Source organism: Candidatus Paceibacterota bacterium, assembly GCA_035652395.1.
GTDB lineage: Bacteria > Patescibacteriota > Minisyncoccia > Phycocordibacterales > CAJBRS01 > JADGRH01.
This window is the reverse complement of record DASRDX010000009.1, coordinates 367363-387875: the sequence shown is the minus strand read 5'-3', so window position 1 is coordinate 387875 and position 20513 is coordinate 367363. Positions and strand designations below refer to the sequence as shown.

The following is a 20513-nucleotide window of genomic DNA, read 5'->3' as shown; positions in this document are numbered from 1 at the left end:
ATAATTTCACTCATGATGCTCTCTGACCAAACAATCTGGGGACTGGAAACGAAAGCGAATGAAATTCGCCAGTCAATTATTGAAATGCTTCTTGAGGCCGGTTCCGGCCATACTGCTGGCCCGCTCGGAATGGCCGACATTTTTACCGCTTTGTATTTTAAAATCCTCAAGCACGATCCCAAAAATCCCAAATGGGAGGAGAGAGATCGGCTAGTTCTCTCAAACGGACACATCTGTCCCGTGCTCTATGCCACCATGGCTCACGCCGGTTATTTCCCAATTGAGGAGTTGAAGACCTTACGGAAGTTCGGCTCACGTTTGCAAGGGCATCCTCATCGGGAGTTTTTGCCGTACTTGGAAAATAGCTCGGGTCCCTTGGGCTCCGGCCTCTCACAAGCGGTCGGCATGGCTCTCGGCGATCGGATTGATCGCGGCCCATCATCTGATCGATATATTTATTGCCTCATGAGCGATGGGGAACTGGACGCTGGAAATAGCTGGGAAGGAGCCATGCTGGCTGGCAAAGAAAAATTACGAAACCTGATTGCCATCATTGATCGCAACAATATTCAGATTGACGGTTTCACTGAAGACATTATGCCGCTCGAGAACCTGCGTGCTCGTTGGGAAGCTTGGAATTGGCATGTTCAGGAAATTGACGGGCATAATTTTAGTGAAATTGTATCGGCAATCGATCAAGCCAAAGCCATTTTTGAAAAACCATCAGTCATCATTGCCCACACCATTCCGGGAAAGGGAGTGAAAGAATTTGAACGCGATTTCCATTGGCATGGCAAAGCACCAAATAAAGAAGAAGCGAAAATGGCTCTCAATGAGTTACGAACGTTAAGTGGAAAAATTAGAAGCGAGCATGAATAATTTAAATCCAAAAATCTTTGATAAAGATGTAGAGCAAGTACCAATTCGAAAAGGATTTGGACAAGGGTTGGTACTGGCCGCAGAAAAAGATGAAAACATTGTCGGTCTTTGCGCTGACCTGACTGAATCAACGCAAATGCTCTCCTTTAAAGAAAAATTTCCGGAGCGATTCGTGGAAATTGGCGTGGCCGAACAGAACTTAGCAACCGTTGCCTCTGGCATGGCCGCTATGGGGAAAATTCCGTTTTTATCTTCTTACGCCACTTTCAGTCCAGGCCGAAATTGGGAGCAGATCCGCACCACTGTTTGTTATAACAATGCCAACGTTAAAGTTGTCGGCTCTCACGCTGGAGTCTCGGTGGGACCTGATGGCGGTAGCCATCAGGCCTTGGAAGATCTAGCTATTATGCGAGTTCTACCCAATATGACTGTCATTTCTCCTTGTGATGCTATTGAGGCGAGAAAAGCCACCTTGGCTGCCGCTGGAATGATTGGGCCGGTTTACCTGCGACTTGCCCGCGAGCCATCACCAATCATTACTACCGAAGAGACACCATTTGAAGTCGGCAAAGCCCAAGTTTTTTACCAGCCTAACGAGAAAGCGCGAGTAGGAATTATTGCCACAGGCGCATTGGTCTATCAAGTTCTACTGGCCGCCAATCAATTAGAAACTGAAGGATTGGCAGCCAAAGTTTTGAATATTTCTACTATCAAACCACTAGACGAGGAGGCCATAATTAATTTAGCTAAAGAGACAGAAGCAATTGTAACTGTTGAAGAACATCAGACTACCGGCGGGCTCGGTTCGACCGTAGCCGAATGCCTGGCTAAGAATCAGCCGACCAAGATAGTTTTCATTGGAGTTCACGATAAATTCGGTCAATCCGGCAAACCGGCAGAATTGATTGAACACTATGGAATGGATGCAAATTCAATTAAAACAGCAGTCCGTAGACTTTTGAATTAATTCTTGGAGATATCTTCCCTACTCGGGAAATATAGTCGTCTCAATCTATCCAATTCTTCTTTTGCCGCTTTAATCTCCCCGCGGTAAGTTTCACCCTCCTTATCAACTCTTTTTACTAAATCCGAAAGGACCGGTTGAATTTTTCTTAACTCTTCTCCAAGTTTAAGATCTTGATAATCGTAATATTGCATTAAAAGTTCGTTGTAATAATCCAGTAATGGCCGGAGAGGAGCATATAATTTTTCATATCCAGTCTCAAAACGCTCTAGAGCCTCTTTAAGAGGCTCGGTTACTCCGCCGTATTTCCCGGCTATTATCTCTGCAAAGATTTCTTCTTGTTTTTGATCTTCTGGATTCTCGAATGTCATATTTTTTCCGCTTGCCAGCCCCCTGGTTTCTTGTCCAGCCACTCTTTAATCTTAGCTTCGGAAAGCAATCCACGTTGAGCGCCAATATCTTGAACCACAGACATGGAATTAACGGCACCCCATTCCAAGGCTTCGGATAGACTTTTACCCAAAATTAGGGCACTAGTTACGGTGGAAGAGAAAGCATCGCCCGCCCCAGTCCGCTCATAAGGAGGCTTTGGATCAGGGTAGGGCTTCATAAACCAAAAATTTTGGCCATCGTAGGCATACGCTCCTTTCGGACCGTCAGTTATTACGACTGTTTTCGGCCCAAACTCCCGCATCGTCTGCATCAATTTCTTAATATCGGTTTCAGTAGTTTTTAATATTCTTTGAGCCTCGCCAACATTGCAGAAGAAAAGATCGGAGCGCACATAAATTCGTTTCAGAGCATCAGTACCAAATTTCATCTGATAGGTTCCCGGCTGAAAACATAATTTAATATCGGGATGATTTTCCAGATAATCGGCGATTTTAGTATGAAACTCCAAGGAGCTTGCGCCTAAAGAGCTAAGGTAAAGCCACTTAGGATTACCCACATTCGGCATCTCATACGGATACTCAAAATGTTTAATTAAAATCGTGCGCTCATCGTGAAACCAGAGGACGTAATGATGATTGGTCTTCATTTCCTGATTGACCTTGATGAAGCTTGTATCAACAACGTTTTGATGCAAGCTCTCTAAGCAATCCTTACCTATTTGATCATCACCAATATTTGAAATTAAAGCTGATTTAAGGCCTAAGCGGGAAGCGGAAACGGCCGCATTCGCACTATTACCCACGGCATAAATAGTTTCAGCAAACTCATATGGCACCTTATCGGCAAAAGAAAGGCAAAGTTTCTCCGTAGTGTGATTGGCGTCCCAGACTTCCTCCCCCTCGCTTAAGCGGATAAAAGTATCGGCGACAGCGTCCCCTATAGCTATTAGATCGAGATTTACATTCTCCTGCATTTAAAAATTATAACACGGAAAAACGAAAAAGGTCGGTCGCGCCATGAGTTAAGCGCGACCGACCTTTTGTAAACTGAGTTAGGCTAGAGCCGGTGAGGTCGATTGGCGATAACTTTCCGATGATATTGCTCGGCAACAACGGTTGCCACCAGACCAAGAGCGGCGATGCTCACAAGGGCGATGAACTTCATTCAGTGAAAATATATATGATAAAATGAAACAATGCAATCTCTTAGAGAATGTTTAAACCGGGTTGTAAAAGAAAAAAAAGCCATCGGCCATTTTAATATTTCTAATATCGAAGGCTTATGGGCCGTCTTTAAGGCCGCCCGAAAACTGGATGTGCCGGTAATAATCGGCACTTCCGAAGGGGAGCGGGATTTTTTGGGAGTAAAACAAGCCGTTTTGTTGGTAAAGAGCTTGCGAGAAGAATTTGATTATCCGATTTTCATCAATGCTGATCATACCTATTCACTTGAACGAGTAAAAGAAGCGATCGATGCCGGTTATGATGCGGTTATCTATGACGGAGCCGAGCAGCCGTTTGAAGAAAATATTAAGATTACTAAACAATGTGTCGAATATGCTAGAAGTAAAAATCCGGAGATCTTAATTGAAGGGGAGCTCGGCTACAAAGGAACTGCTTCGGAGATTTTAGATGAAATTCCAAAAGGAGTAGAGCTTGGAGCGGAATATCTAACTAAGCCTGATGAAGCGGAACGCTTTGTTAAAGAAACGGGCGTCGATTTGCTGGCGCCGGCCGTCGGTAATTTTCACGGAATGTTAAAGAGGGGCGATCCCGCTCTGAATATCAAAGTAGTGAAGGAAGTTAGCCAAGCTGCCAAAGTACCTTTAGTTCTGCACGGCGCTTCCGGAAATTCAGCCGAAGATATTAAAGCGGCAATTGAGAACGGCGTTTCGATTGTGCACGTCAGTACAGAACTGCGTGCCGCGTACACTGAAGCTTTACGAAAATCTTTGACCGATTATCCAAAAGAAGTAGCGCCTTACAAAATTAGCAAACCGGCAATTGAAGCAATGCAAAAGGTGGCGGAAGAAAAATTAAGAATCTTCAACAATCTATAATTCGGAATGAAAGAAGAAATTCAAAAGTTGATTAAAGGGGAGGCTCTCGATGATCCAGAAACCCTAACAAAATATAGTCGCGACGCCAGTCTTTTTGAAGTGAGGCCGGAATTAGTGGTATTTCCGAAAGACACCGAAGATGTCAAGAGTTTAGTCAAGTACGTAGAGGAGAAGAAGGCCGATCGGCCCGGACTATCTTTGACGGGCCGATCGGCCGGTACAGATATGGGTGGCGGAGCTATTAACGATTCCATTATTCTTGATTTCACTAAATACTTTAAAAAAGAGGAAGTTGATGTAGAGAAGCTTAGGGCTGATGTAGGCCCCGGCGTCTTCTATCGCGATTTTGAAACAGAAACTTTACCTAAACATATCTCTCTGCCAGTTTATCCAGCCTCCAAACAGCTGGCGGCGCTCGGCGGCATGGTGATGAATAATGCCGCCGGTGAGAAGACTTTGAAGTACGGCCAGATTCGAGATTTTGTGGAGGAAGTTAAAATGGTTCTCTATGATGGGAATGAGTATTCTTTTGGCAAGCTTGGTGAAGGTGAACTAAAAGAAAAGCTCGCCCTCACCAATTTTGAGGGCGAGCTTTATCGAAAAGTTTTTGAACTGGTGACTAAAAATCAAGATTTAATTGAAAAAGCCCGACCAAAAACTTCGAAAAATTCTTCCGGCTATGCTCTCTGGAGAGTTTACGATGCCGACAAAAAGTTGTTTGATATGTCCCAACTTTTTGTCGGCTCCCAAGGCACTCTCGGACTTTTAACCGAAGCGAAAATGCGACTGATTAAAGAGCCAACTAATCGCAAACTAATCGCCCTCTTTTTTAAATCATGGGACGATTTACCAAAGGTGGTAAATCAAATTTTACCGTTTGCTCCGGAAAGTCTGGAAGCATTTGATGACGCCACCTTGAAACTGGCGCTTCACTTCATGCCGGAGATTGCCAAGAAAGCTCACGAGCACTTATGGAAATTCGCCCTGAACTTCTTGCCGGAAGCTTTCATCGGATTGGAAATGGGCGGTCTACCGAAGTTAATTCTTTTAATTGAGCTCGCCGAAGAAAGTAAGGAAACAGTTGATCAAAAAACAGAAGAGATTACAAACATCCTAAAAAATTTTCCAATTCATGTGCGTGTTCTTGAAGAGGGGCCGGATTCAGAAAAATACTGGGTAATGCGTCGGGAAAGTTTCAATCTGCTTCGTCAGCATGTTCATGGAAAGAAGACTGCCCCTTTTATCGACGACTTTGCCGTTGATCCGGCCAAAATGCCTGAATTTTTACCTAAATTACTAAAGATTCTTAAAGATAATAATATTGAGGCCAATATTGCCGGTCACGCTGGAAATGGCAATTATCACATTATTCCTTTAATGGATTTAACCAAAGAAAGCGAACGAGCTAAAATCGTGCCGGTAGCTAAAGAAGTATATGATTTAATCGTTCAATATGGCGGCAGCATTACTGCGGAGCACAATGACGGTATTATGCGCACACCTTTCGTGGAGGAGATGTTCGGGCCTCAAATGTACGGTCTTTTTAAGGAAGTAAAAAATATCTTTGACCCGCACAATATCTTCAATCCGGGTAAAAAAGTAGGAGGTAGCCTGACTTTTTTGGAAAATCACATTAGTAAGGGCTAGGGGATAGCCAGCTTTTTGAGATAAGAATAGCTTGATATAATTCAAATATGTCTGATGTGGAATTTGATGAAGTTCGGTCAACAAATTTTTCCAGTGAAAGAAATCAACCAAAGAATTTTCTAATTTCTGCCGGTTTTGTAAAAAGCCAGAGAGGAGCCAACCTACTTTATTTAATTATTCTAGTATTGATTATTGCCGGTCTAATCTTAAGTATCAGTCATTTAACTAATCCTAATAATAGTTTCCCTTTGCCCACCACGTATGCTCCGACTAAATAAATTTAAAAAAGGTTTTACCTTAATTGAATTGCTGGTAGTGATCGCCATTATTGGTCTTCTGAGCACCATTGTTCTGTCAAATATTGCCACCGCTCGGGCCAAGGCTCGAGATACTCAGCGAATCTCGGATATTCGCCAATTAAGAACTGCCCTACAGCTCTATTACGAGAGTAATAATCAGTCCTATCCATTAACCCTATCGAGCCTAGCACCAACCTATATTGGGTCTATTCCCAAAGATCCTTCAAATCAAACTTTTGGGACAGGTTGCGGAGGGGCCGGTTGGTACTGCTATGCGGTTTTGCCATCAAGCGCACCCGTGACCTTCTATCATTTAGGTGCTCTGTTAGAAGCCCCAAATGCGGTATTGAATTCTGATAAAGATTGTAGAAGTGACAGCTCCGCTCCGGTTTGTGCAGCGGGTACATTTGGTAACGGCACCTTTAACGGAGCTTCAAACGGACCTGGGGGCACAGACAACGTCTACGATTTGACCAGTTAATATTGATTCTAGGTTGTGGCCGACCGGTATAATCAGAAATATGAACGAAGAGGTTGAATTTGAAGAATCAAGCACTAATCGGCCGGTTTTCAATCGTTCTTATCTACCAAGAAAAAAATCCTTCATGGTTGATTGGCTCATTAGCAAGAGATGGGTTCAGACCGAAGCTGGCGCGAATCATTTTATTTTGAGTATAGCTGGGATCCTCTTTTTATTAACCGTTTATTTAGTAATTCATTCAACAACCTCCCATAAGACTTCCGGTCGGCCGTTGACTCCTCAGGAAATACAAACATTACCGCCGGAGTTAAGAGGCCCATAATATCTAGATGAAAAACCGTGACCAGAAAAGAGGCTTTACCCTAATTGAACTAATGGTAGTACTTTCGATCATTGGTCTTTTGGTAACGGTAATTCTCACTAATATTGTAACGGCCCGAGCCAAGACTAGCGATTCGCAAGTATTGCAGAACTTGGTTCAATTGAGAAATGCTGTTGAACAATATTATTCAGATAACGGAACCTATCCCACAGTAAGTACGAGCAATATTGATAGTGTTAGTTTGCCTAACTTTGTACCCGCTTACATATCTAGCGTGCCCACTTCCCCCTTATATAGAATGATAATCCCTACTTATTCTGGTTATTTGTCTTTTAAATATAGTTGTGGTAGCCAAGCTGTTAATAATTCTGACCTAGCTCCCTATATAGTTTATGCTTTATATACGCCCTATCAGTTGAATCCAGCCAATACTCAATATAGAGGAGCTTCGCCTTACTCTACTATCGTTTGCCTTTCAGCTCCTAAATAAAATTGATTTTTCAAATTTAGCAGCTATAATGAATTTCCATGCTGACTTTAAATGTGGAAAAAAGGGAAAAGAAGGCGAAACTGGCTGAAATTCGCCAAAACGGCAAGATTCCAGCCGTTTTTTATGGCCGTAAGTCTGAATCAACCCCAATTGTCGTCAAAGAAGCGGACTTTCTGAAGGCTTGGAAAGAGGCTGGGGAATCATCCGTTTTGGTTCTAAAAGGGGCGGGAGACGAACATGAAGCTCTAATTCACGACATTGATCTGGATCCGGTAACCGGCCGAGTCCGACATGCTGATTTTTATATTTTGGAAAAGGGGAAGAAAGTAAAAGTGGGCGTACCGATTGAATTTAATGGCTTGCCTCCGGCGGTTAAGGAACTCGGGGGAACGCTGGTGAAAGTTTTGCACGAATTGGAAATTGAGGCGATGCCGAAAGATCTACCGCACCAAATTGAAGTAGATGTTACGGGATTGGTTAATTTCGAATCGAGAGTTCTGGCTAAAGATGTGAAATTGCCGCAAGGAGTGGAATTAGTTACGGATGCGGAAGAAGTAGTAGCCTTGGTTTCGGAAGTGAAGGAAGAAATAGAAGAAGTGGTCGCTCCAATTGATCTTGAATCTATTGAAGTGGAACAGAAAGGTAAGAAAGAAGAAGAAGGGGAAGAGGGCGCCGGCGACGCCGGCGCCGGAAGCGAGCCGGCCAAATAATGGCCGGCTCGTTAATCCTCGCTCGATCATTCTCATGTTAAAAATTTTTAAAAGTTTTTTCCAAATTTTAATTGCTTTAGTCCTTCTCTTAGCCGTTTCCTTTTCTCCTTTTTATTGGCAAGTCTCTGCCCAAAGCGATTCAGGGCAGGCCGTTAACCCTAATTTAACACCGGAGCAGCGAGCGGCTCTGGAAGCCCAGCTTGCTCAAATTGAATCTGAAATTGCCGCCCAGCAAAAGATTTTAGACCAAACTAAAGCCCAAGGTCGCAGTATCTCAAGCGACATCGCCTCTTTAAATGCCCAAATCAAACAGGCTCAATTAAAAATTCAGGCTCACACCATTGCCATTAATCAACTCGGTCACGATATCACTATCAAGACGCAGGTGATTGATAATTTAAATCAGCACATCAGCGCCGAGCAGCAGTCTTTAGCTAATGTTATTCGTCAGCTTAATCAGCTCGATTCATATTCGCTGGCCGAAGCCATGTTAAGTCGTCAGGATCTTTCCAGTTTCCTTCTAGATATGGACACTCTTTCAACTCTCAATTCTGCTTTGAAACAACACGTTGATCAAGTAGAAGCGGACAAAAATCAAAACGAACAACAACAGCAGGTCCTTAGCCAGAAGAAGGATCAAGAAGTAGACACCCGCGCCGATATTCAAGCCGAGCAGAATAAGATCAAAGTAGCAGAGACCCAAAAACAGCAATTGCTTAATTTAAATAAGTCAGAGCAGCAAAATTATCAAAGTGTTCTTACGGCCAAACAGGCTCAAGCGGCCAAAATCAGAAACCAGCTCTTTGTCCTGCGAGACGTACCGGCTATTAAATTCGGTGACGCTTTAATTTATGCTCAAGCAGCTCAAAAAGCTACCGGAGTCGATCCAGCATTTCTTTTAGCCATAATCACTCAAGAAAGTAACCTCGGAGCAAATGTCGGTGCCTGTTATTTGCTTAATTCAACGGGACAGGGAACAAAGATTTCTACGGGAGCTACAGTCAGCAATTTAATGAAACCTGATCGAGATGTGGCGCCATTTTTGGAAATTACAGCAGCCGTAGGGAGGGATCCTTATCACACGAAAGTTTCCTGCCCAATCGGCAACTCCGGCTATGGCGGAGCTATGGGGCCGGCTCAATTTATCGCTTCAACTTGGAAATTAAATCAGGCTAGGATCGCAGCGGCCGTCGGCAAGAATGTGGCGGATCCTTGGAATCCTCAAGATGCTTTTATGGCTTCTGCCCTTTATTTGTCGGATCTCGGAGCGGTTGGCGGAAGTTATAGCGCCGAAATTCGGGCAGCCTGTAAATATTATGGCAGCGGCGGCTCCTCCTGCTCTTACGGGACACAAGTAATGGCCAAAGTTCAGAGTATTCAGTCAAATATAGATATTTTAGCCAGCAGCTAATTTCATTTTTGACTTTCGAGGGATTTCCGTTATAATTCGAAAATCATGAAAGCTGACATTCACCCACAATATTTTCCGAACGCCACTATTACCTGCGCCTGCGGGGTGGTTTATACTCTTGGATCAACTAAAGAGAAAATGGAAGTGGAGATCTGTGCCGCTTGTCATCCGCTTTATACCGGCAACGAGAAAGTTCTTGACTCAGCCGGCCGCGTGGAAAGATTCAAGGCCCGACAGAGCGGAGCTAAGACCAAGACGGATTCCAAAAAGACTGCCAAGGCAACTAAAAGCAAGAAATAACTAAGCCTGTCATTCCCGTAAGGACGGGAAAAACAGGTATCGTTAACAGCAAGCGCTCAAGCGTTGTCCAGGATCAATGACTGGATCCCCGCATTGCGAGGATGACAAAAGTGACGCGCTTGGCGCGTCACTTTTGTTAAACAATATGGAAAGAGAAAAACTGGAGGAATTGAAAAAGAACCATAAAACCGGCTTTTTAGCCGGTGAATTTGAGCGTCTGGAAAAGGAGGAAGGGGAAATTAAGAAAATGGCCGAAGGAGATGCCGGCATGGCTCAATTGGCCAAAGAAGAACTAAAAAATCTGGAGATTCAGAAGAAGGCCGTTCTAGATCAAATTGAAAATATTATGAAAGCGGAAGAAGCGGAAGAAGAATTCCCAAACGAGATTATCTTAGAAGTACGCGCTGGCGCCGGTGGGGAAGAAGCGGCTCTTTTTGCGGAGGAGCTCGCGGAGATGTATCAGAAATATGCCGCCGCCTCGGGCTGGTCGAGTCGTATGATCAGCGAGTCGACGGCCGCCCTCGGCGGCTTCAAAGAAGCAGCCTTTGAAATTCGTGGCCAAGACGTTTACAAGAAACTTCGTTATGAGACTGGAGTCCATCGCATTCAACGCGTACCGGAGACGGAAAAGATGGGACGAGTTCATACCTCAACCGCTTCAGTGGCCATTCTACCGATGCGCAAAAAAACTAAGATCGTCATTAACCCGACCGACATTGAAATGGAATTCTCACGCGCTGGTGGCAAAGGCGGACAGAATGTTAACAAAGTGGAAACGGCGGTCAGACTTATTCACAAACCAACCGGCATTGATGTAAAAGCGACGGCCGAGCGCAGCCAGCAGGCTAATCGAGAAAAAGCTATGCAGATTCTCACCGCTAAGCTCGAGCAGATGAAGGAAGAGGAAGAGTTTAAAAAATTTGCCAAAGAACGTTCAGATCAGATCGGTACGGCTGATCGGTCTGAAAAAATCCGCACCTATAATATCTTGCAGGATCGCGTCACCGACCATCGCATTAAAGAAAACTGGCACAATATTGAAAAAATTTTTGCCGGAGGTCTGGATCCGATCGTGGAAGCCTTGAGTAAAGGTAAGTCAGTTTCTTAACTGCCAAATATTAGCGGAGAGAGATCGAGAGAATGCCAGTAATTCGGTATTTGCTTTATTTCTTTCCAAAAATGGCCACTAACTCCACCCGGCTGATCGTGATAAAGGTTGAATTCCAAGCTGCCAAAAATAATTAAAGTGACGATCAAAGTCATCAAAAGGCCAACCAAACCACCTTTCCGAGAAGTTTTCATTTTTTAATTGTAACACTTAAAGGTTAGTCCTTGAGGAAAGTCCAAAAACCCTTTAAATAAGCCATCTTGCACCAATAGGGCTTATCTGCTACACTAATGAACCTATGGCAGAAAAAACCGAACAAAATAGCCAGTTAATTGAGAAAATGTTCTCCGTTGGAGCGCATTTCGGCTATTCTCGTTCTCGTCGCCACCCGACGACCAGCTCTTATATTTTTGGGGCTAAAAATAAGGTGGAAATAATCAATCTGGAAAAAACCGAAGAACTCTTAAATAGCGCCTTGGAATTTGTGAAGAAACTGGCCTCCGAAGGAAAAGTCATTTTATTTGTTTCGGGTAAAAATGAGGCCAAGGAAGCAGTTGAAAAAGGAGCTAACTCCATTGAAATGCCTTATGTGGCCGGCCGCTGGGTAGGTGGAACCTTTACCAATTTTGACAATATTAAGAAGCGGGTAGAGAAAATGCAGGACCTTATCAGTCAGCGAGAAAAGGGAGAGTTGGGGAAATACACTAAAAAGGAACGTTTATTGATTGATCGCCAGATTGATAATCTTCAAGAACTTTTTTCCGGCTTAGTTCTTTTAAAACAGTTACCGACCGCTCTCTTTGTAGTTGATTCCCGACGGGAGAAAATTGCCGTCGAGGAAGCCAAGAAATTAAATATTCCAGTAATTGCTCTTTGCGGCTCTGATTGTAATTTGAAGGAGGTGGATTATCCGATTGTGGCTAATGACTCTTCCATCACCAGCATTAAATTTTTTGTTGAGAAGGTAGTGGAAGCCTACAAGCAAGGGAAACAGATTAAGAGTTCATAAAGGTACAAGTTGTAAAGTTTGTAAGGCAAACGCTTAAACTTTATAAACTTTTAAAATTATTATGACCATTTCAACTGATCAAGTAAAAGAATTACGAGAGAAAACCGGTATTTCGGTGATGCAGTGTCGCAAGGCCTTGGAAGAGGCAGATGGCGATATGGAAAAAGCTCTAATCATCCTTCGAAAAAAGGGCGCCGAGATTTCGGCCAAGAAAGCCAGCCGAAATCTCGGCGCAGGTACAGTGGCCGCCTATATTCATTCCAACGGCAACGTGGGAGCCATGGTGGAACTCTCTTCGGAAACGGATTTCGTCTCCAAGAACGAGGAGTTTAAAGCCCTGGCCTATGATATTGCCATGCATATTGCGGCCCTAAATCCGGAATTTATTCATAAGGATGAAATTACTCAAGATAGCCGAGACAAAGCAGCCGAAGTTTTCCAGAAAGAATTAGAAGGCAAACCAAAAGAAATGCACCAGAAAATTATGGAAGGCAAACTCAATTCTTATTTCGCCGACCGCATTTTACTTGAACAAGCCTTCATTAAAGACGGAGAGAAAACTATCGGAGAGCTAATTGAAGCCGGTATTCAAAAATTCGGGGAGAAAATCGAAGTGGCTCGCTTCGCTCGTTTTTCTGTCTTGGACAAATAATTCATGATATTTTTAATCTCTATCTTCTCATTGTCCTTTTTAGTGTTGGTGGCCATGATTGGCTTTAAAGTAGTAGAGATTCAGACCGGCAAGAAATATCTTTTCTTTAGTCAAAGAGGCGATCAATTGGTTAGGGAGGGGCATCATAGCCTACGTAATTTTTTTCGTTACTGGAATCTTCGAGCCCTTAGGATGATTTATCATTTCGTCTTGGAAAAGCTCGAGGAATTTTTTCTGGGGCTTTATCGTCGTCTTCGCGGTAAGTTGACCAAACCGGTGAAGATGGTAAAAGGAGAAGGCAGTTTGCCGGAAGATAAATCATCAACCTCGTTTTATCTTAAGAATATTCAGGAACACAAGGAAAATAACCGTCCAGAGGATATCAATTTGCCGGAGTAGCTCAGTTGGTAGAGCAATAGTTTTGTAAACTATAGGTCGCCAGTTCGATCCTGGCCTCCGGCTCAAAGTAAACAGCGGGTAATGTCTCAGCGAGTTTTGCGATCAATAAAGTCGCCAGTAATTCTATGGTAAGAAGCCTCGAAACTCGAACGTTCGGACAATGTGAAGTGTTTTTCGATCCTGGCCTGCGGCTCAAAGTAAACCGCAGGTAATTTTATTGATTCATTTGATAGATTAAGAGATGGCAGGAATTCTCGGTAGCATCGTAAAGTTTCAATGAGCTTCGATCTACTTCAGTCAGAAATTCTTTTTCTTCATCTTGGCAAACCCGATCTTCCGGTCGACAAATTAAATCGCAACTGTTAATCAGCAGGTAATTTCCGGTGCCTTTTTGGTTGAGGTAAACTTTCGCCGCTTGAGGCCAGGTTTCAAAAATCTTATTTATTTTTATATCGGAATAGGCTAAAGGGAAGGGAGAGGAAGAGTTGATTGTTTTGCGGTCTTTAAAATGATCGTACAGATTATAGGTTGCTGAATCTTTGGCTAAACCGGATTTCATATACGGCGAAGTTGAAATGTCTAGACGCAAGATGAACATAATTAAAATCAAACCTATAATGATCATTATTGGTTTTGCCGATTGAAGCTTCTCAAAAATCCATTCAATACTATAGGCGGCAAAAATAGCGAGATAGGGTAGAAAAGCTATCGCATAACGGAGATCTTTTATCGGAGCAATGAAAAAGTAGTATCCGCCAATGATCACTAGAATTAGTATATTTAAAAGAAAGATACGATTATCCGAGATTTCTCGACGCTTCGAAAATACCAAAAAGAGAGTGACAAGGGCAAAAAGCAAAAGCGGATTTTCAAGCGGGATTTTTAGTAAGTAAAAGAGTGGATTAAGAGGATAAATAAAGAGATATTCATGGAAGGCGGCGTTGGCTCGTAAGAGAGGCAGAAAAGCTTCCTTATAGAGAAGGTAATTTAATAGAAAGTAGGGAATGACTAAAAGGAGGAAGCCGTTGAGGAAGTAAAGAAACTTGTGAAAGACGGGTGCTCGGCTTGGCATATTTCCTCGATAAATTTCGAGGAAATATGCCAAGCCGAGCGGCACCACAATTAAGCCTTCCGGAAAACGAGTCAGGAAGGCTAGGGCGGCCGAAAGACCGGCTAAATATGGTCTTTCGGCCGCTACTAAATAAACGGCTAGCAAAGCCAGAAAAAGGGACGGAATATCTGTTAAGCCCACTGCCGATAGATAAAAATAAAAAGGTGTAAAACCAAATAAGATGGCCGCAATTAAGCCGACATTTTTCTTGATTTTCTCTCCAATTAGATAAACGAGCCAGACCGAAGCACTGCTAAAGATCACTTCCAGAAACTTTCCCCAGAAAATATTATCCAAACCCGCCTTCCAAATTATTCCTTGAAGAATTGGCCAAAGAGGTCCACGAAAATTTTCCCAGTAGCCGATCCGGCCGCCGGAGAATAAATATTTTCCCATGCCAATATAAATGGCTTGATCCCACCAGAGGTGATTTGATTTCAAAATTAGCAGAAATCGCAGAAAGAAAGAAAAGAATAATACTAGATAAATAGCCATCAACCGTTTTTCTTTCAACTTTCCCCAAAAACTATCCATTATTTTTTCTTTGAGCTAGTGGCGGTAGAAGTGGCGCTAGTTGAAGAGGAACTTAGAGTCTTGAGAATCGGCATGTATCTTTGTATATCTTCAATACTGTTAAAACCATAATAAACCTTATCGTCAATGACTAAAGCCGGCAGAGTACCACTTAGTTTATTAATAGTAATGAGGGTTTTTATAGCAGATAGATCTAAATTGTAATCAAAAGAATAAATACGCAAGGCTGGATACTGCTGTTTCAACGTATCTAAAACATATCCCTGACGGGTACAGTCATCGCACTGATTGTTGGAATAGAAATAAAGGATGAAAGCGCTTGGAATTTTGCAACGTTGATCAATCTGCTTCATTAGGAGGTAATCCTTAATTTCTAGAAGCGAATAATCCCTTTTTAACTGGATGATATTGCTGTCAGTATTACCGATATTTTGCTCGCCATACTGAATGCGAGAAGCCAGATTATTTAACTCCGGAGAGAGAATGGAGTCATTCACGCTTTTGCAGGAAAGATCTCCGAGAAGGGTATACTGAACCTCCGAAGAAGCGATGTCGGTGGCAATGGAATTTTGAATAGCCTGAATATTCTCCAGTCGTTTGTTATTGAAATAATTATTTAGATAAATTGCCGTTAGAAAGATGACAGCGGTAATTCCCAGTGTAATTAAATACTTTTTCCAGTCAGCCATAATCAATCAGGATAGCAAAATCGTTGCGATTTTGCTAACTTAGAGCGAAACTATCTCCACGGAGTTCTCCTTGAGAAAAGACTGTTATAAAAAGCTTTAGTGAGCCATAGCGGCGCGATAAACGAATATAAAAAGAAAGAATAAACCAGATCCATCACTCGTCGGTCCTTCACTCCGGCTAGTCGCTTGCCGGCGAAAATAATTATCAAAGTTAAAAAAGCGATCAGGACATTAATAATTGAGAGAGTAGCTGTGTTAACAAAAAACCAACTGAAATGAAGGCTCTGCCAGGCTGGATGAAAGCCGACCGTCTGAATCTGGATGACATCTTTGATAATAATCCGCACCAAGCCGTAATAAGAAACTAAGACTAGATACAGAGTAGCAAAGAAAGAGACAAAAGCTAGAGGCAGAATTAAAAGACCGAGATTGCCGTATTTTGGATTGAGAATTAAATGACGGTAATCCTTAATGTTTTCTAGGAAGCCGTGGGTCCAACGAACGCGCTGTTTATAAAGCTTTGGCAGGGTCTTTGGGCCCACAGTGTAAACCACCGCTTTATGGGCGTTTACAATCCGATAATGATGGCTTTGCATGCGCAAAGCCATCTCCATATCCTCGGTATTGTGAGCATGGTGATACCTTCCAAGGTCCCGATAAACCTGCATGCGGAAAATAGAAAACGGGCCGGGAGTAACGTAAATAGCATTTAAAAGACTGGAAATCTTTCGGACAAAAATTCCAAGATTGTATTCCACGTTCTGTATCATCCGGATAACGCTGCTATTCGGATTGTAAATTTTTAGAGAAGGAGTGACAGCCATAGTCTTCGGGTCCGTAAAATAAGGCATTAGATTTTTCAGGGCATCCGGATGAACAAAAGAATCGGCGTCGAGGCAACCGACAAATTCTGTTCTGGTCAGATCCAAACCAAAATTGAGGGCAGTGAACTTACCGCCATTTTCTTTGTGGTAAACGCGAACATTAGATTCAATCTCAAATTTTTTTGCCACTGACAATGTCTGATCAGTACTGCCATCATCTATAATTAAAATCTCCAATTTATCTTTTGGATAATTTAGGGATAGAAGCGACTCTATCGTGCTGGATATCGTACTCTCTTCGTTGAAACACGGAACCAACACTGTCACAGCCGGAAAATCACTTAATATCATAGACTCCTCTTTTTGAATTTGTCCCTTCTTTTCTAAAAAAGTCATCAATAAAAAGACTTCCCAATAAAGGGTGAGAAAAAGGAGGATATAAGTAATAGTTTCGGAAAAAACGGCCAAATGCATAGTTATTTCATGATATAATCAACGTCGCCGAAAGTCAAAAACCCCCCCCAACATGAAGAACACTTTCCAAGTATCTAAAAAAGAACAGGACAAAATCATCGCATCTCTCGATGGACGAAATGATCCTGAAAGCCAAAGAATAAAACGCTATTTAAATATGCCCGATCTTTCCCGAAAGATCGGAAGCCCGATCGCCGAAATGGTAGAGAGGATTTTGGCTCGGCCGGAGTTCAAGGATTTTGATGTTATTGAAACGCCTGAAGTGGTACCGCAGAGCATCAGCTTTGACCTTTTTGATTTTCCCAAAGATCATCCGGCCCGTAGCAAATCCGACACATATTACTTGAACGAAGAAAATATTTTGAGAACTCACACTACAGTGATGTGGTATTACTATTTGAACGAGAAAGATGTGAAGGAAAGGATGAGCAAGGGTGAAGCAGTCGGTTGTTTTTCCTTCGGCAAGGTTTACCGCAAGGATGAAATTGATCGTAACCACATGAATGTTTTTCATCAGCTTGACGGTTGGTACTTGGCTCCAAAAGCAAAAGAGAATATCGGGGTGGAAGAATTAAAAAAAGTTTTAAATGCCATTGCCGACGCCATTTTTGGAACGCAGATGGAGCGAAGATTTAATCCGGATGATTTTCCTTACACTGATCCATCAATTGAAATGGAAATCAAACCGGCCGACAAATGGATAGAAGTGCTTGGAAGTGGTGTGGTTAAAGGAAGCGTCTTAGATAAGCTCGGAGTTGATTCAACTAAATGGAATGGTTGGGCTTTTGGCTTCGGTCTGGAGCGCTTGGCCATTGTCTCCATGGAATTGCCGGATATTAGATTGCTGTGGTCAGAAGATGAGAGAGTCAGAAAGCAACTTAAACTCGGTACTAAATTCAAGGAGGTCAGCAAGTTTCCGCCGGTACTCCGTGACATCTCTTTCGTCGCTTCAAAAAATTTGGTTTTAAATACTTACTTTGACCGCATTCGCGACATTGTGGGAGATCAAATTGAGGAGATGAAGCTGACCGATAAATATGAAAACGACAATAAGTTCGGAACCGATCGCCAGAGCTACACTTGGCGCTTAACTTATCGTGATCTCAATCGCACTTTAACTAACGAAGAGGTGAACGCTCTTCATGTTCGTGTTGAGGAGATGACGGAAGAAGAATTTGGAGGAGAAATTAGAAGACAATAATTAAACAATGGAGAATAAAATTCGGGTAATCCTTTCAGATTTTGGTTTCGTCGAATCTGAAAGTGGAGATAAGATTTTTCACATTAAGGATGGGATTTTGACTGTTTCTATTTTCAAACCAAATTCAGCCGGTTCTGTTAATGAAGAAATTCGTCAAACTCGCGAAAAGCTTCTCGAAAATCTCGAAACTAAGATTTTAACTGTCTGCACCCTTGACGATACGGGCGGAATTTTAATGCTCGGAAAAGAAAAAGTGGGGGAAATTAACCGACTTGATGGCGTAATGGAATTAGACCTCAAAAAATTACCAAATAATGGCTCAAATTAAGGCTAATTATGGCCGATTTGAGCTTGGCAGAAGAGGCTAAAAATGCTAAAATATGGCTATAAATGGCCAAAAAATCAGCTGAAAAAGAAGAGAAAAAAGGCGGCTCCTACGGAGCCGCCGACATTACTGTCCTAGAAGGCCTTGAGCCTGTTCGAAAGCGTCCGGGAATGTACATTGGTACTACCGGTCCTGACGGCCTCCACCATCTAATTACGGAAATCTTTGACAATGCTCGAGACGAAGCTATGGGTGGTTTTGCCAATGACATTGAAGTGGCTCTGCTCCCAGGAAATCGAGTGAGAGTGGCGGACAATGGCCGAGGTATTCCGGTGGACATGCACAAACAAACTAAAGTTTCGGCACTGGAGACCATCATGACCACTTTGCACGCCGGCGGAAAATTTGGTGGTGAAAATAGTAGCTACAAAGTTTCAGGTGGTTTACACGGAGTCGGCGCTTCAGTAGTAAACGCTCTTTCAGTCTTCACCGAGGTAATTGTTCACAAAGAGGGGGGAATTTACGTTCAGCAATATTCCAAAGGCAAACGAAAGGCGGCCGTCAAAAAAATTGGCAGCACTAAACAATCGGGAACTATTGTAACTTTTGAACCCGATCCGGAAATCTTCAAGGAAATCAATTTTGATTTCTCCCGTGTCGTTTCTCATATGCGGCAACAAGCCTATTTGGTAAAAGGTCTGCGCATTTCCATGATTGATGCTAGAGAGGTTAAAGAGAAGATAGACACCGATAAAGTCTTTTATTTCAGAGAACTGGAGATCGAGGCTCCATCACAAACTTTTTACTTTGAAGGAGGATTACTCTCTCTCATTAAATTCTACAATCAGCTCCAAAAGCCAATTCACAAGAACATTTTTTATGTGGAGAAAAAAGCTGAAGGAGTGGAATCGGTGGAGGTGGCTCTCCAGTATGTTGATGACATATCTTCACGAGTAGTAAGTTTTGCCAACAACATCAGTACTCCCGAAGGAGGAACGCACCTAACTGGATTTAAAACCGCTCTGACTCGAACTATAAACACTTACGGGCGCAAAGCTAATATCATTAAGGAATCAGAGGACAATTTTACCGGTGATGATGTTTTGGAGGGATTAACGGCTGTCGTCTCTGTAAAATTGCGGGAGATTCAATTCGAAGGTCAGACTAAGGCCAAACTCGGAAGTGTGGAAGCTCAATCGGCTGTCACTACGGTTTTCGGGGAGGCTTTTTCCGCCTTCTTGGAAGAGAATCCCGATGATGCCAGATCTATTGTTAACAAGTCTTTATTGGCTTTAAAGGCTCGCAAAGCCGCCAAAGCCGCCAAAGATTCAATTCTACGCAAAGGTGCCCTTGAGGGTATGACTTTGCCGGGAAAGCTAGCCGACTGTCAGTCCAAAGAAGCCAGCGAGTCAGAACTCTTTATCGTGGAAGGAGATTCGGCCGGTGGCACGGCCAAGATGGGACGCGATCGCCGAACGCAGGCCATCTTGCCGCTTCGCGGCAAGATCCTAAATATTGAACGCGCTCGCCTCGATAAGATGCTGGCTTCAGAACAAATTAAAAATCTGGTGATTGCCATCGGCACTGCCATCGGGGACACCTTCGATATTTCCAAGCTGCGCTATCACAAAATTATTATTGCCACTGATGCCGACGTTGACGGAGCCCACATCCGGACTCTTATTTTGACTCTTTTCTATCGTTACTTCCGGCCATTGATTGAAAATGGATTTGTTTACATTGCCCAGCCGCCACTTTATAAAGTGAAATATGGAAAAGAATTACTTTATTTTTATACCGAAGAAGAAAAAGATAAGTTCTTGACTCGGGAGAAAGTGGAAGTGGCCGAACCAGTGGAAGGAGCCAGTGAAGAAGGGGAAGAGGAAGCTGAAAGCGAGCAGCCAGAAGAGGAAGGAACAAAAAATAAGAAAGAAAAAGGCGCAGAGAAGAAGAAAAAGATCGCCATTCAGCGCTACAAAGGTCTTGGAGAGATGAATGCAGAAGAGCTCGGCGAGACTACCATGGATCCAAACAATCGAGTTTTGAAGCAGGTAAATATCGAAGATGCGGAAGCGGCCGATAAAGTAATTGAGATTTTAATGGGTACGGATGTACCAAGCCGCAAGTCGTTTATACAATCAAACGCCAAGTTGGCTAATATTGATATATAGTCGCTTCACTAGATTTGGTTTTCGCTTAGGGGTCAAGAAAAAAGGCCGGCCGCGAAGCGGC

General features: G+C 42.9%; 24 protein-coding genes and 1 tRNA gene. 19 read left to right on the top strand and 6 right to left on the bottom strand.

What is annotated here, in order from left to right:
- Positions 1 to 15: 15 nt before the first annotated feature.
- Both VFA52_02340 and VFA52_02335 read left to right on the top strand, forming a co-directional pair.
- Positions 16 to 879, top strand: a complete 864-nt coding sequence (locus VFA52_02340; GenBank protein HZS43037.1) for a transketolase — start codon at positions 16 to 18, stop codon at positions 877 to 879.
- The gene (locus VFA52_02335; GenBank protein ID HZS43036.1) at positions 851 to 1846 is read left to right on the top strand and encodes a transketolase C-terminal domain-containing protein; all 996 of its coding nucleotides are present in this window, start codon (positions 851 to 853) and stop codon (positions 1844 to 1846) included. The genes VFA52_02340 and VFA52_02335 overlap by 29 nt, the downstream gene beginning before the upstream one ends.
- Here the strand turns inward: VFA52_02335 and VFA52_02330 are convergent.
- Complete coding sequence (locus tag VFA52_02330) at positions 1843 to 2214, bottom strand: hypothetical protein (GenBank protein ID HZS43035.1); 372 nt, start codon at positions 2212 to 2214, stop codon at positions 1843 to 1845. The genes VFA52_02335 and VFA52_02330 overlap by 4 nt on opposite strands.
- Entirely contained in the window at positions 2211 to 3209 is a 999-nt protein-coding gene (locus tag VFA52_02325; GenBank protein ID HZS43034.1) for a carbohydrate kinase family protein, read from the bottom strand. Before VFA52_02325 ends, VFA52_02330 begins: the two co-directional genes overlap by 4 nt.
- A 222-nt stretch (positions 3210 to 3431) precedes the next feature.
- On the opposite strand from VFA52_02325, the gene VFA52_02320 reads away from it, so the two are divergent.
- The 10 genes from VFA52_02320 (at position 3432) to VFA52_02275 (ending at position 11063) form a co-directional block, all read left to right on the top strand.
- On the top strand, positions 3432 to 4295 hold the full coding sequence (locus VFA52_02320) for a class II fructose-bisphosphate aldolase (GenBank protein ID HZS43033.1): 864 nt from the start codon (positions 3432 to 3434) through the stop codon (positions 4293 to 4295).
- Between the two features lie 6 nt (positions 4296 to 4301).
- Positions 4302 to 5942: an FAD-binding oxidoreductase gene (locus VFA52_02315; GenBank protein HZS43032.1), complete on the top strand. Its 1641-nt coding sequence runs from the start codon at positions 4302 to 4304 to the stop codon at positions 5940 to 5942.
- Positions 5943 to 5989: 47 nt separating this feature from the next.
- Positions 5990 to 6220 carry a hypothetical protein gene (locus VFA52_02310; GenBank protein HZS43031.1) on the top strand — a complete coding sequence of 77 codons (231 nt, stop codon included), beginning with the start codon at positions 5990 to 5992 and terminating at the stop codon, positions 6218 to 6220.
- Positions 6204 to 6722, top strand: a complete 519-nt coding sequence (locus tag VFA52_02305; GenBank protein ID HZS43030.1) for a type II secretion system protein — start codon at positions 6204 to 6206, stop codon at positions 6720 to 6722. The genes VFA52_02310 and VFA52_02305 overlap by 17 nt, the downstream gene beginning before the upstream one ends.
- Before the next feature lie 40 nt (positions 6723 to 6762).
- Positions 6763 to 7044 carry a hypothetical protein gene (locus VFA52_02300; protein ID HZS43029.1) on the top strand — a complete coding sequence of 94 codons (282 nt, stop codon included), beginning with the start codon at positions 6763 to 6765 and terminating at the stop codon, positions 7042 to 7044.
- Between the two features lie 7 nt (positions 7045 to 7051).
- A complete protein-coding gene (locus VFA52_02295; protein ID HZS43028.1) occupies positions 7052 to 7534 on the top strand; it encodes a type II secretion system protein in 483 nt (160 codons plus the stop codon).
- Between the two features lie 38 nt (positions 7535 to 7572).
- The gene (locus tag VFA52_02290) at positions 7573 to 8244 is read left to right on the top strand and encodes a 50S ribosomal protein L25 (GenBank protein ID HZS43027.1); all 672 of its coding nucleotides are present in this window, start codon (positions 7573 to 7575) and stop codon (positions 8242 to 8244) included.
- A 34-nt stretch (positions 8245 to 8278) separates the two neighbouring features.
- Positions 8279 to 9655 carry a lytic murein transglycosylase gene (locus tag VFA52_02285; GenBank protein ID HZS43026.1) on the top strand — a complete coding sequence of 459 codons (1377 nt, stop codon included), beginning with the start codon at positions 8279 to 8281 and terminating at the stop codon, positions 9653 to 9655.
- A 45-nt stretch (positions 9656 to 9700) separates the two neighbouring features.
- The gene (gene rpmE, locus VFA52_02280; GenBank protein ID HZS43025.1) at positions 9701 to 9955 is read left to right on the top strand and encodes a 50S ribosomal protein L31; all 255 of its coding nucleotides are present in this window, start codon (positions 9701 to 9703) and stop codon (positions 9953 to 9955) included.
- Positions 9956 to 10031: 76 nt separating this feature from the next.
- Positions 10032 to 11063, top strand: coding sequence for a PCRF domain-containing protein (locus VFA52_02275; GenBank protein ID HZS43024.1), 1032 nt, complete (start codon positions 10032 to 10034; stop codon positions 11061 to 11063).
- Here VFA52_02275 and VFA52_02270 read toward each other — a convergent pair.
- Entirely contained in the window at positions 11060 to 11257 is a 198-nt protein-coding gene (locus tag VFA52_02270) for a hypothetical protein (GenBank protein HZS43023.1), read from the bottom strand. The two genes, VFA52_02275 and VFA52_02270, sit on opposite strands and share 4 nt — an antisense overlap.
- A gap of 104 nt (positions 11258 to 11361) precedes the next feature.
- On the opposite strand from VFA52_02270, the gene rpsB reads away from it, so the two are divergent.
- The 4 genes from rpsB (at position 11362) to VFA52_02250 (ending at position 13186) form a co-directional block, all read left to right on the top strand.
- Entirely contained in the window at positions 11362 to 12072 is a 711-nt protein-coding gene (rpsB, locus tag VFA52_02265) for a 30S ribosomal protein S2 (protein HZS43022.1), read from the top strand.
- A 61-nt stretch (positions 12073 to 12133) separates the two neighbouring features.
- A complete protein-coding gene (gene tsf, locus VFA52_02260; protein ID HZS43021.1) occupies positions 12134 to 12724 on the top strand; it encodes an elongation factor Ts in 591 nt (196 codons plus the stop codon).
- Between the two features lie 3 nt (positions 12725 to 12727).
- A complete protein-coding gene (locus VFA52_02255) occupies positions 12728 to 13123 on the top strand; it encodes a hypothetical protein (protein ID HZS43020.1) in 396 nt (131 codons plus the stop codon).
- Positions 13114 to 13186: transfer RNA gene (locus VFA52_02250), tRNA-Thr, on the top strand. Before VFA52_02255 ends, VFA52_02250 begins: the two co-directional genes overlap by 10 nt.
- Positions 13187 to 13337: 151 nt before the next feature.
- Here the strand turns inward: VFA52_02250 and VFA52_02245 are convergent.
- The 3 genes from VFA52_02245 to VFA52_02235 are packed head-to-tail and all read right to left on the bottom strand — an operon-like array spanning position 13338 to position 16755.
- Positions 13338 to 14768: a glycosyltransferase family 39 protein gene (locus VFA52_02245; GenBank protein HZS43019.1), complete on the bottom strand. Its 1431-nt coding sequence runs from the start codon at positions 14766 to 14768 to the stop codon at positions 13338 to 13340.
- Positions 14768 to 15457 carry a hypothetical protein gene (locus tag VFA52_02240; protein HZS43018.1) on the bottom strand — a complete coding sequence of 230 codons (690 nt, stop codon included), beginning with the start codon at positions 15455 to 15457 and terminating at the stop codon, positions 14768 to 14770. The genes VFA52_02245 and VFA52_02240 overlap by 1 nt, the downstream gene beginning before the upstream one ends.
- Positions 15458 to 15507: 50 nt before the next feature.
- Positions 15508 to 16755 (bottom strand): glycosyltransferase, encoded by a 1248-nt coding sequence (locus VFA52_02235; protein HZS43017.1) that lies wholly within the window; start codon positions 16753 to 16755, stop codon positions 15508 to 15510.
- Positions 16756 to 16807: 52 nt separating this feature from the next.
- Between VFA52_02235 and VFA52_02230 the strand changes: the two genes are divergently transcribed.
- The 3 genes from VFA52_02230 (at position 16808) to VFA52_02220 (ending at position 20452) form a co-directional block, all read left to right on the top strand.
- The gene (locus VFA52_02230) at positions 16808 to 17956 is read left to right on the top strand and encodes a hypothetical protein (GenBank protein HZS43016.1); all 1149 of its coding nucleotides are present in this window, start codon (positions 16808 to 16810) and stop codon (positions 17954 to 17956) included.
- Positions 17957 to 17963: 7 nt separating this feature from the next.
- On the top strand, positions 17964 to 18284 hold the full coding sequence (locus VFA52_02225) for a hypothetical protein (GenBank protein HZS43015.1): 321 nt from the start codon (positions 17964 to 17966) through the stop codon (positions 18282 to 18284).
- A gap of 62 nt (positions 18285 to 18346) precedes the next feature.
- Complete coding sequence (locus tag VFA52_02220; protein ID HZS43014.1) at positions 18347 to 20452, top strand: DNA topoisomerase subunit B; 2106 nt, start codon at positions 18347 to 18349, stop codon at positions 20450 to 20452.
- Positions 20453 to 20513: the final 61 nt, after the last annotated feature.